Source organism: Accumulibacter sp. (genome assembly GCF_036625195.1).
Lineage (GTDB): Bacteria > Pseudomonadota > Gammaproteobacteria > Burkholderiales > Rhodocyclaceae > Accumulibacter.
The window spans coordinates 3238315-3251753 of sequence record NZ_JAZKUG010000001.1 but is presented as its reverse complement, the minus strand read 5'-3'; the positions used below and the strand labels follow the sequence as shown (position 1 = coordinate 3251753).

At 70.3% G+C, this 13439-nt stretch carries 1 protein-coding gene (running past one end of the window); it reads left to right on the top strand.

Features of this window, described 5'->3' with window-relative positions:
* Positions 1 to 13439 carry the final stretch of an Ig-like domain-containing protein gene (locus V5B60_RS14425; RefSeq protein WP_332347710.1) on the top strand. Its footprint begins 16456 nt before the window's first position, so only the last 13439 of its 29895 coding nucleotides appear in the window; its start codon lies off the left edge, out of view; its stop codon occupies positions 13437 to 13439.

Below are 13439 nucleotides of genomic sequence, written 5' to 3'. Positions count from 1 at the left end.
TGACGACGGATGCCGATCGGGTCCTGCTCGCCTGGACCCCCGACCTCTTCGCCGCCGAGGACGGAAACGGCGGCACCGCCGGACTGTGGCGACTCTCGCTGCGCGCCAGCGACGGCATGGCGGACTTCACACGCGACATCGAAGTGCAGGTGGACAACCGCAACCAGCCGCCACGCATCACGCCGCTGCCGCTGCAACTGGTCGGCGAGGGGGAGACGCTGGCTTTCGCCGTGCACGCGGGCGATGCCGACGGTGACGCCGTCCGGCTGGCGCTGCTGCACGAGCCGACGACGCCGGCCGGGGTCCATTTCGACCCGCTCAGCGGCCTGTTCAGCTGGCAGCCCGGGCTCGATGTGGTCGACAACGCCACCGCCGCCGAGCGCGATTTCGTGTTCACCTTTCGCGCCGACGACGGGCAGGCGACGAGCAGCCAGTCGGTCCGCGTGCGGGTCCTCGACGCCAACCGCCGGCCGCAGCTCGTCGCGCGCAACCACGCCGTCGTCGTCGGCGATACGCTGCGCATCCCGCTCGTCGCCGGCGACCCGGCCAGCCCGCGCGGCGCGGGCATCGTCTTCAGCGACCCGGACGGCGTCGCGCAGACGCAGGCGCTGCGCTTGCGCTTCGCCGACCTGCCTGCCGGCGCCACCCATGACGAGCAGAACCACGAACTGCGCTGGACGCCGGGCCCGGGCCAGCTCGGCGACCATCTGCTGACGCTCGCAGTCGCCGACGGCCAGCCCGGCGAGAGCGGCAGCAGCCGGCAGAGCTTCGTCGTGCGCGTCGTCGCCAGTGCCGCGGCGAACGCACCCGAGCTCCTCGTCTCGACCACCCCGGAGCTGACGGCGAGACCGCGCCAGCCGGTGATCGGCAGCGCCCGCGCCGTGGCGTGGAGCGGCATCGCCGACCTGGCGGTCGAACGGCGCAGCGCCGCGGCGGAACCCTGGCACAGCGTCGCGGTGGATGCGGCCGGCCGCTTCCGCTTCACGCCGGAGGAGCCCGGTGTGGTCGAGCTGCGCGTCACCGCCACCGACCACGACGGCTTCAGCGCGCAGCGCATCCACACCCTGCCGGTGCTCGATCCCGCCGACTCCGCTGCCCCTCGACTCGCCTGGAGCGGCGCGCTGGCCGGCGCGACAGGCAGCGCGCCGCCACTGCGCGTCGCCGCGCCGCTGGCACTCGCCGCCGACTTGGCCGAGGCGCAGTTGCTGGACTGGCAACTGCTGCTGGCGCCGGCGGCCAGCGACGAATGGTCGACACTGGCCCGGCAGGAGAGCCGCGCCACGGCAATCGACCAGACCCTGCCGCTGGCGACGCTCGACCCGGAGGTGCTGGCCAACGGCGTCTGGCAGCTGCGCCTGGTCGCCCGCGATCTCGCCGGCCGCAGCAGCCAGATCGACGCCGCCGCGCTCATCGACACGCCGCTCAAGGCACCGCCGGCCGCCGTCGCCAGCGACGCCGTCTACCAGTTGGGCGGTCACTCGCTGGCGCTGGCGCGCGTGCTGCCGGCCGGACCCCTGCCCACCGCTGATGCGGTCGATGGCCGGGCCGGTGCCGTGAACGATTTCGGTAACTGGCAACTGCCGCTGCTGACGCCGCGCCTGCTGAGCGACCAGCCGGCGACGCTGCCTTCGGGAGCGATCGCCGCCTGGCGGGACGGCGCCCGGGTCTGGGTCAGCATGCCGCGTGATCTCGCCGACGCCGGAGCCGGCGAGCTGGCACTGCGCTTCAGCCTCGCCGCGGTCGGCGAGCGCCTCGGCAGCGACGCGGCGGCACCGCTGGTCTGGCATCCGGCCTTCAGCGGCGACCGCGGCTGGCAACTCGAGGCGCAGGCGTCGATCGACGGCTCGCGCCCCGACAGCCTGATCCGCCTCGGCGACTCGCTTTACGACCAGGTCAGCGGCCTGCCCTGGGTGCCGCAGCGCTATACGCTGGTCTCGCCCGGCGGTGATCGCTATCAGTTCGATGCCGGCGGCCGCCTGCAGCAGGTCCTCTTCGCCGATGGGGCGCAGTGGCTGGTCTCGGATGCCGGCGTTGCGGCCGTCGCCGCGGATGGCAGCCCGGCCGGGCGACTCGAGCTGCTGCGCGATAGCGACGGGCGGATCGTCCGCAGCAGCGGCTTCGTCGCGGGAGAGGCGGAACCGGCCGGCACGGCCTACCTTTACGACGCTTCCGGCAACCTGCGCCTGGTCCGCACGATCGGCAGCGGCGCCGGTACGGCCTACGTCCATGATGCGACCGGCGCGCTGCTCAGGACCGCGCCGACGGCGGACCTGGGGACGCCGGCGAGCTGGAACGGAGCGGCGAACGAGTGGCAGGGCGAGATCGGCGGTGGTGCGACGCTGGCGTTCACGATCCGCGACAGCGAGATCGCTTCCGTCGCGCGTGCGCCGGGCGGCAGCGCAGCGCTGCTCATCGCCGTCGACAGCACGACGGCCGACGCCGGCGCGACGATCGAGTTCGTCGGCGGACAGGTACTCGGCAGCCGGGAAGACGGCACGACGCGGACGACGTTGCTGCAGGTCAGCGAGAGCGGTGTGAAGCTCCTGCGCCTGGCGGGCAGCGGCGCCGCGCGCGTCAGCCTGCGCGTCGCCGGCGACCTCGATGTCGACGGCCGCATCGACGCTGCCGATGCGCTGCTCTGGGAAGCCGCGCAGCGCGCCGGCGGGAAAGCGGGCGACGTCGACGGGGACGGCCGCAGCGATGCGGTCGATCGGCAGATCGTCTTCGCCAACAGCGGCTTCAGCGCCAACCGGGCGCCGGCGATCGTCGGCCAGCCGCCGTTGCGGACGCACAGCGAGCTGTCAATGATCGTCGCCCTGCACGACATGGCGCGCGATGCCGAAGGCGACATGGTGTTCTGGCGCGTCGTGCAGGCGACCAACGGCCAGGCGCGCCTCGCCGCCGATGGCGAGAGCCTGGTGTTCACGCCGCAGGCGGGCTTTGCCGGCCAGGCGACGGTCCGCCTGCAGGCGGACGATGGCTACAATGCGGGCCAAGCGGTCGATCTGGCGATCGACGTCAGCGGCGCCCGCTTGCAGCAGATTCACCTCGCACCACTGGACCGCCTCCTGACGGGCCAGACGCAGGCGATCCGCGCGACCCTCGACTTCGCCGATGAGGCCGGCGTCGCGCTGCACGATCCGGCGTACCTCAGCGTGCAGGCGGTGGACCTCGCCGGCCTCGGCGACAGCGGAGGGAGCCTCATCGTCGTGGACGACCGCCGTGACCAGTTTCGCGCGACCCGCGTCGGCCCGGCTCTGCTCGCCGTCAGCCGCATCGATTCGAGCGGGCTGGCGGTGCAGGCGGTCGCCGCGCTCAACGTCCTCGCCGCCTCGACGCTCACCGGTGCCGGCGAGGACGACGGCACAGCGGGCGATGCGCTGCCAGCGGTCGACCCGGAGGTCTACCCGCGAACGCTGAGTCTCGCCCCCGGCGCGACCCGGCAGTTGCGCGTGCAGCGCCTCGACCCGGCGACCGGCGAGCGGGTCGACATCGGCAGCGCGAGCCAGGTCGCATTCGCCGGCTCGCCGGAAGTGGTCGAGATCGATCGCGATCCGTGGACGCAGGAACCGCTGCGTGACCCCGCCACCGGCGACGTACTCCTCGATCCGGCGACCGGCGACATCCTTTTCGACCCGGACAGCGGCGACATCCTGGTCTCGGTGATCCCGGCGATCGCCGAGGTGCGCAACGGCACCCGCTACTTCTCGAGCGACGAGACGATCGCCAGCGTCGCTCCGGACGGCCTGATCAGCGCCCACCGCGAGGGTCGGGTGACGCTCTCGGTCGTCCATCTGGCGAACGAGGTGGACGCCAGCGGCGCGATCACGGCACGCGCCATCGGCCAGACCGACATCGCGCTGCTGGTGCAGATGCCGCAGGCGATCGACGACGACCCGGCGACGCCGATCCCGGCCGCGAGCATCATCCGGGCCGCGCAGGGCGGCATCGTGCAGGCCGCCAGCGGCGAGCTGCTGCTGGTCGGTGCCGGCGCCGTGGGCGAAGACACGCCGGTGTCGATCCGCCGCATCGACCTCGCCCACCTGGCGGCCGAAAGCGGCCTCGCCGCCCCCGCGCCGGGGCTGCTGCAGACTCTGGCGGCTTTCCGCCTCGATCTCGGCGAACGGCCGACGACCACGCCGGTGCAGCTCGCGATCCCGCTGCAGGACACGGCCGGCGTGCGCGAGGGCGAGGAGGTGCTGTTCCTTCGCCGCGGCCTGGCTCCGGGCAGCGACGGGCGATTGCAGGACGTCTGGTGGATCCTGGACAACGGCTTCGTCGCCAGCGATCCCGCAGCCGGGCTGGTCGCGCGCACGGCCAGCCCGCCCTACAGCGGCATCAGCGGCTCCGGTGACTTCATTTGCGTCCGCACCACTTTCGACCGGCAGAGCGGCGCGCTGGCGCTGCGCGGCTTCGGCGCCGATGCGCTGGCGTTGCGCGCGAACGATCTGGTTCTCGGCCTCGCCGCCGAACTGGGCAACGGCAACCTCAGCGGCTTCGCCGCCGCCGGCGACCTGATCGGAGCGCTGGCGGCAGCGGGCGAGGTGTACGCGATCAGGCGGACACAGGGCGGCGTTTACCAGACGGTGCCGGTGCACAAGGATCCGGCGACGGGCGTCCTGATCCTGCCCGGCGACAGCGGCAGTGGCAGCCTGCCGAACCCCGGCGACAGCGAGACCGCGCCGCGCGTGCTGCGCGCCGCGATGCTCGCTTCCGGCAGGCTCGAACTGACGCTCGACCGGCTGCAGTCGCCGGCAGCCTCGACCGCGGCGCCGGCAACCGCCCTGCGCATCTGGATGACGCCCGCGGCACCGCAGATCGACAGCGCAGGCAGCGCCAGCCTCGGTCCGTGGCGCGACGACCAGGGCGGGCAGCGTGATCGCTTGCTCGTCTGGCAAAGGCTGGTCGACCTGCAGCCACTGCCCGGCGACGCGTCCGGCCTGACGCTCGAACTCGATCTGCCGCAGGGCATCGCCGGCGGGCTGCACGTCATCAGCATCCAGCGCATGCTGCAGACCCTCGACGCGAACGACCCGGGCCGGACGCGATGGGTCGCCGATGGCGAGGCAGCCAGCCTGACGCTGACGCCACCCACCGATTTCAACCTCGTCGCCGGCGAAGACCTGATCCGCGTCTTCCGCGGCGAGCTCCAGATCGGCGAGATCGCCTACCCGGACAGCGGCGGCGCAGCCGCTCCGGCAAGCGGCAGCAAGACCGACGCGATCGCCTTCAGCCTCGACAACCGGCTGGCTTTCGTGGCGCACGGCCGCGGCCAGATCCACGTCCTCGACACGGCGACGATGACGCTCGCCGACACCTTGCACATCGGCAGCGCCAACATCAGCAGTCTCGCCGTCTCCGGCCAGTGGCTGTACATCGCCGAAGGCGGCGCGCACGATCCTGCCGGCGGCCATCGGCTGCTGCGCGCGAACATCGACCCGGCCGACAGCCGCTTCCTCGCCCTGCAGCAGATCCAGCTGCCGCCGTCGGTCAGCGGTGCCGACGCCCCCTACGGCTATGTCGACCTGGCGATCAACCACGGCCTGCACAGCTATCTCGCGGTGACCGCCAGCCAGCAGGGCCTGGGCATCGGCGGCGCCCGTGCCGCCGCCGGCGGCCAGATCTTCGTCGTCGATCTCGATGTCGCGCGCGAGTCGGCCGGCCGCCTCGACGCGACGGTGAGCGGCGCCTGCACGTCAGTCAGCGTGCCCGATGGCCAGGGCAAGGCACCGCAGTTCGTCACCGCAGCGGGAATCCGCGACGACACGATGCGTTTCCTGCTGAGCGACGCGCAGGACGAGAACGCCGGGCTGGCCACCGTCAGCGTCGCTCTCGGCGCCGACGGGCGGCTGCAGGGAGCGCCGACGTTCCGACGGCTGCCGCTGCTCGGTTCGTCCGCCGGCCACGACCGAACCGAGGGCGAATACCAGTTGAACATCCAGCGCGCCCAGTCGCCGGTGCTCGTCGAGACAAGTGATGGCAGCGAGTACGCGCTCGTCGCCGACTACTTCTTCGACTTCCTCGACCCGCTGTACCGCGCCGGAGACGCCGCGGGCGGCGCGCGCCAGCTCGGTGGCAAGGTCGGCATCATCCGCGATCCCTTCGGTCCGCAGCCCGAATACCTCGGCGCCACCTCGCCGCTCGCCGGCGCCAACATTTCCCGGCTCGCCGTCGGCGACGACGGCGGCACGCTCTGGGCCGACCTGCGCTACTGGCCGACGCTCGATTCGTCGCCACCGCCCGCCGGACTGCTCAAGTGGGACCTCGGCCAGCTCATCGCCGCCGCCGAACGCAATTCGCTTGCCGCGCAGGCATCGGCGCGCCCGCTGCCGATCGACCGCGAACTCGTCGGCGGCGCGGTGCAGCAGGTGGTGACACCGCTGCGTCATGAACTGGGCGACGGCAGCCGGCTGACCTCGGGCTGGGTTTTCGGGATGGCGGCGAGCCCGCTGCGTCGTCCCGACTCGATCCGCTTCACCGACCCGGTCGATGAGCTGCACTTCCTGAAGACGATCGAAGCCGACCGGGACCTCAAGGTGCCGAGCTTCAACTACGGCGACATCGCCCGCGTCGACCTGTTCAGGCTGATCCGCAGCCAATATGCGAGCACCCTCGCGCAGGTGCCGGATGCCGACCTCAACATCAACTGGTCGAACATCGAGGTCAGCGGCGCCGCCACCCTCCTGCGCGACGGCAAGGGGCACCTGCTGACCGCCGAACGCGAGGACGGCATGCAGTCGGTCGAGGCAGCGAGCCGGCGCAGCTACCAGGGGCTGCAGACGGTCGGCAGCGACGCCGGCAAGAAGACCCTGAGCAGCAGTGGCGTGATCTTTCTGGCGCCGGTCGTCGACCTCGGGCGACTGCGCCGCGGCGAGGCGCTCAAGCCCGGTGAGATCACCATCCACCTCGCCGGCTTCGACCGCAGCCGGCCCGACGAGCGGCTCAGCCTGAAGCTGCAGGTGGTCGACTACGTCCGCGCCGCCGATACGAGCTTCTTTGGCGACCGGCCGCTGAACAACCCCGGCTACCACGAGTTCGCGCTCGACGGATCGGTCGGCGGCGACCCGCGCAGCGACAACCGGCTGCTCGACGTGGCACGTGTCGAGCAGCGGCTGAAGTATCTCGGCTACGGTCTTTCGGCGATTCCGAAGAGCGGCGAGATCCAGGTCGACGGCACCCTGGACGCGGCGGAGCTGACCACCCTGCGGCAGTTCGAGCAGATCGTGCAGAACAGCGCAGACTACCAGGACAGCACGAGCGAAACCGTCAAGGACCGCAAGGGCAAGAGCACGACCGTCGTCAAGCCGCTACCCCCGATCACGCTGTCGGCGGCCAGCGCGACCTGGCTGAGCGCCTACAACGCCCCGCACTGGATGCAGTACCGCTTCGGCAACGGCAGCCCGCTGCCGGGCTGGAGCGACCGGACCGACCCGAAGAAGCCGGTTGAAGCGATGGGAACGAGCTGGGTCCATGACCTGATGGTGGCCAGCCAGGGCGCCAACCGGAGCTCCGACGGCAAGGCGCGACAAGCGCTGTGGTTCGCCGGAACGAACCTGCTCGGCAACCGCCTGCAGCTCGGGATCAACACCGCCTACATCTCGCTCGACAACCAGAAGGGCATCTACGGCGACGAGTGGCTCCTCGGCCTGAGCAGCACCAACAGCGTCGACCTGCGCAACCTGACGGCGAGCAGCGACAGCACGGCAACACCCCAGCAGAAGCTGAAGTACCTGCTCGAAGAGATGGCGCGCCTGCGGCAGCAGCCCGGCAACGGAACCTGGGATGCCCAGAGGGCGCAGCAACTCGCCGAGCTGTTGCAGTACGTGAATCGCGTGCAACCGAACGGCAACTCACCGAACAACCAGGTGGACGCACTCAAGGACTTCCTGGCCGTGTACACGGCGACGCAGAACGACACGGTAGCGAGCAATGGATCGCTCGAAGAGCAACTGGCGGCAATCAAGTCGGGAGCATCCGATGACGCCAGGCGGGCGATCCAGGGGGCGTTGTTTGGCGGGGGAACCCAGTCTTCTGGCCTGATCGCGACCGACAAGCTGCTACTTGGCGGTGTCGGGGACAAGGGTTCCGGGTTCGGCTCGCAGTTGAGCGCCGCAAGCCTCGCGGCCATCATGGGATCTACTGCGGATGGCGTCAGAGATTGGGTGGAACCACTGAACTCCGCACTCGCCAGGTTCGATATCAATACAGCGAAGCGGGTCTCCGCGTTCCTGGTCAATGCACGATTCGAAGCGTTCTTTGACTCCGACTTGGTCGAGAATCGCAGCGATCAGTCTGCCGAGTTGGCTTACGGCAACAGGTACGGAAATGACGCACCTGGCGATGGCGCTCGGTACAAAGGCCGAGGCATCATGCAGATCACATTCAAATGGGGCTACGAGGTCCTTGCCGAAGGCGGATATCGGGGTTGGACTCACAAGCTAACCCCCCCCGTGGAACCGAAAGCGAACAAGGTACCGGGTTTGAACGAAATCCTGGGAACGAACCATGACTTCGTCCAGAGCCCCGGCGATATGGTCGCGAATAAGAGCATCGCTGCGCTGTCTGGTGCCTGGTATTGGCGATACGGGGCACAGCCGATTGATGGTGATCTGAACAAAATGATCGATCGGTCGGCCCACGTTGACCAAAAGAATTTCGCGGACGCTACTAAAGGTATCAAGGGTCATGGAGACTCACTCGAACATCGGGCGAACCGAGAGGCTCGCTTGGCCTCTTGGAAAGCGGTAAACGCCGAAACTATCCGAAACCAAAACGCTTTGGGCAACCTCAAGCATGTGCTAGTAGACTTGGGCTTCTCTCCGGAGAACCGCCGAGATTACAACACCAAACTCGGGGTAGTACTGTCGAGCCGGCCGCCCTTGGCCATAGAACGCGTTCGCCACCTTGCGGATCCATCGTCAAACAGTCTAACGTTTGAATCTCTACCTACGGAACTACCACCACTTGATCCAATCCTGGACCAAGGAGAACGGAAAATGCTTCCTGCCGACCACGCTTTTCTCGACGTGCATCAGCTCCGGGCGCCGGCCTTCCTCGCGGCTAATGCCGAAAGAACTCAGCAGGCTGCAGAAAGAGTTCCGCGATTCGGCATCTGTGTCATCTCGCCTACTCATGAGCAGATAAAGAAACTGGGAAGCGGCCAGTCAATTAGCATTGTAATCGACCCGCGAATGGACGCCGAGGATCACTTTGCCCCAAAGGATAACAAGTGGACCGGATTCGAGGCTCAGTTCATCGACGAAAATCGACTGGCGAAAGTCAGCGTCTTGGAGATGCCGAAACACGGGCGACTCGTCGCTTACCAAGGCGAACTCGGGACCGATTTTGCCCCCGGCACCTCAGTGGAGTACATTCCAAATTCCGGTTTCACTGGCAAGGACAAGTTGACGGTTTTGGTAACCAGCCAGAGCGGCCTTTCAATCCTTTTTTCCTATCATATTCACGTGACTCCGGCAGCCGGAAGGTTTGATCTGTACGATGACTCTGCCTACAAGAAGTACTGCCCGCGCGGGCTTCTCATCTGGAGAATCGCCGAGAGTCCAAGCCCAGATCCAATCGTCGGTGCATTTTCGGTCGAGCCGGCCGGCACATGGATCGCCATCGATGAAGACCTTGCCGGAGCAGTCTCCTTCGCCAACCTCCCCGATTTCGCCCTCGGCCACACCATCGGCACTGGCTCCGCCGCCGAGATCACCCTCGATACCGATGCCGCCGGCCACGGCTGGTTCGTCGACACAACGCCTTTGCTCAACGAGGAGTTCCTGCCGACCAGCAACCCCGGCGAGTGGGTGGCGCGGCCGGGTTCGGCCGCTGATGGCCGGATCGACCTGCTGACGGTCCTCCTGCACGAGCAGGGGCACGCGCTCGGCCTCGAACACAGCACCGATGCGCATCATTTCATGGCGGCGACCCTGAGCCCGGGAATCCGGCGGACGATCTCGGCCGCCGACCAACTCGCCCTGCTGCAGCTCGCCGGCTACCTGCCGCCACCCGACAGTTCCAGCGAGGCCTATTCGGCCTTTTCCTGGGGCCTTCCCCTTCCCTTCACCCGCGTCACCGGCCTGGCGCACGACGCCCGCCCGGGTCTCGCCACCGCCAGTGAACCCGCAGCGAACCGCCCGCAACTCCACATCGCCGCCAACCCCCGCCTCGAGAACCCATCCTTCACCGACGGCAGCGGCTGGAGCACGGCCGGCGACGTCCGCTTCAGCGATGGCGCCGCCACGCTGCTCGAAACGCCCGACAGCCACACTCGTCTCAACCAGGTCTTCGTCCTCGGCAGCGACGACCACTTCCTGTCCTTCACGCTGGCCGACCTCGCGATCGGCGGTCAGCTGCGCGGCCCGGACGACGCATTCGAGCTGGCGCTGATCGACGCCAACAGCGGGCTGGCCCTGCTGCGCGCCGGCGGCCTGACGCGCAGCGACGCCGCGCTCAACCGCCAGGCCGACGGCAGCGAAACGCGGGCGAGCGAGATCAGCGTCACGGCCAACGCCGACGGCAGCTGGCGCTACCTCGTCGACCTGCGTGGCATCGCCACCGGCAGCGTGCTCAACCTCGCCTTCGACCTGATCGGCTTCGCCTCGACTGCCGGCGACGGCCCGGAGGCGCGCAACAGCCGCGTGACGATCCGCGAGCTGCATCTCGGAGCCGCTCCGCAGGGGACACGAGCGCAGGATGACGCCGCCACGACGCCCGAGGACACGCCGCTGCGCATCGACGTGCTCGCCAACGACTCGGGCGTTGCCGGTGCCGGCGCTGTCGAGCTCGTCGCCGCGCCGACGAACGGCACCGTCGTGGCGAATGCCGACGGCAGCCTGCTCTACCAGCCGGCGCCCGACTGGCATGGCGACGACCGCTTCAGCTACCGCCTCGCCGGCGCTTCGGGCACCAGCGCGCAGGCCGAAGTGCGGCTGACGGTGACGCCGGTCAATGACCCGCCGCGCTTGCACCCGCTCGCCGCCAGCCTGCCCGAGGACGGCACGATCGTTTTCGACCTGCTGGCCATGGCGAGCGACGCCGACGGCGATCCGCTGACACTCACCGTCGGCACGCCGCGGCACGGCAGCCTGACGCCGACGGACGACGGCCGCTACGCCTACCGCCCGGCAGCCGACTGGCACGGCGATGATTCCTTCACCATCGGCGCCAGCGATGGCGTGGCCGCGGTGGACGGCCTCGTCCGCCTGACGGTGACGGCGGTCAACGACGCGCCGCTGGCGCGCGACCACGTGTCGGAACTCGACGAGGACGGCTGGCTCGCGCTCGACCTGCCGGCGCTGGGCTTCGATGCCGATGGCGATCCGCTGACGCTCGCCTTCACCAGCCAGCCGGCGCACGGGACCTTGAGCCGCGACGCGCAGGGACGCCTGGTCTACACCCCGGTGGCCGACTGGGGCGGTCACGAGCGCTTCACCTACACGCTCAGCGACGGCACCGGCGAGTCGCTGCCGGCGACGGTGCGCCTCGCGGTGACGCCGCTGGCCGACGCGCCGGCGGTCTTCGTCGGCGGGCTGGCGGGCGGCCAACGCGAGCTTTTCCGCACCGGCTGGGAGAGCGTCGCCAACCCGGATGCCGCGGCGACGCGGCTGCGCCAGGACGAACTCGAGGGCTGGCGGCGCGTCGCTCTCGCCGGCGATGGCGATGCGCTGCGCATCTGGAGCACCGGCGACCGCCTGGGCGATCCAGCGGGCAGCAATGCGCCGCTGCGCGCCGCCGCCGGCAACGGCAGCAACTGGCTGGAGCTTGGCGGCCGCTCGGGCGATGGCGGGCAGGTGCTGGCCATCGAGCGGACGATCGAGACCATCGCCGGCGCCCGCTACACGCTGGCACTCGACCTCGCCGGCCACCCCGCCCGCGCCGCCGACCAGCCACGCCTGGCGGTCAGCGTCGATGGCCGCGAGATCGGCGGCGTCACCGCCTTCAGCGCCGGCGAATCGCTGGCCTGGGAGACATACCGCTTCGACTTCGTCGGCAGCGGCAGCCGCCAGTTGATCCGCATCGCCAGCGCCGCGCCGCGGCTTGCCGGCGAGGCGCCGGGGACGATGATCGACGACATCGTCGTCGGCGAGTCGCTGCCGGTCGCCAGCGGCCGCGCCGGCACGGCGATCGGTCTGCCCGCGCTGCGCGTCGCGCTCGCCGACGGCGACGGATCCGAGTCGCTGCGCGTGACGCTCGCCGGCATCCCCGCCGGCGCGACGCTCAGCGACGGCGAGCGGTCCTTCAGCGCCACCGCGAGCAGTGGGACGGTCGACCTCGATGGCTGGAATCTCGCCCGGCTCTCGCTCCGGCCGCCCGACGACTTCGCCGGCACGCTGCGCTTCGACCTCGTCGCCACCGCAACCGAGCAGGCCAACCGCAGCGAGACGGGCAGCCGCACGAGCATCGCCATGGACGTGCAGCCGGCCAACGTGGCGCCGGTCGCCAGCGACGCGAGCTTCGCCGTCGCTCCCGGCGGGCGCGTGCGCATCGACCTGCGGGCGCTGGTCGGCGACGGCGACGGCGACGGGCTGTCGCTGCGCGTCACCGACGCCGCCCACGGCGAGCTGATCGACCACGGCGACGGAACCTGGACCTACCTCGCCGGATCGCGTTTCGCCGGCAGCGACAGCTTCCGCTACACGGTGTCCGACGGCCGCGCCGCGGCATCGGCGACGATCCATCTGACGCCGCTGCCGGTTGCCGATGCGCTGCCGCCGCCGGCGCTGGCCAACGGGAGCAGCGAGCCGCAGCCGCCGGAGCCCGGCCACCTGGTTGCGCGAGCGCAGGAGACTACCGCAAAACCGCCGCTGTCCGTCGCGGCGACGACCGCGAGCACGGCGGCGGCGAACGATGCGCTGGGCCAGCAGCCACCGCTCGCCGCCGCCGCCCCCGCCGCCCCCGCCTCCCCCGCCAGCCCGCGGGTCGCGGCCCTGTCCGGCGCCACCGACGAGCGGCATCCTGGCAACGGCCTCCCGCAGCTCGAAGCGGTCGCCGGAGTCCGCATGGCCGCCGCCTGGGCGCAACCGGCGTCCGCTGCGCCGCATGCCGGAACGCCCTTCCCGCCGGCGCCAGGTCCCATCCGCCGGGAGTCCGTTCCCGAGCCCGACCCCGCTGCGGCCGGTCGCGCCAGCGAAGCGGCGCTGCATGCCGGGATGCAGCAGACGGCACGGCCGCTGCCGCTCGACGCCTTCCTGCGCGAAACCGCCGTCCTTGACGGCAGCCCGACCGGCCGGCCTGCGTCGCAGCCAGCAGACGGGCCGGAACCTGACGCCGCACCGAGAATCGACTGGCGCGGGACGCAACCGGCCTGCTTCCAGGTTCCCCGCACAGCGCGTCCGGCCTGGCTGCCCGCGTTCCTCGGCAGCCCGCCGATCGCCGCCCGGCTGCCTGACACACTCCACGGGCTGACGATCCGGATCGCGGCCCGGGATCGCTGA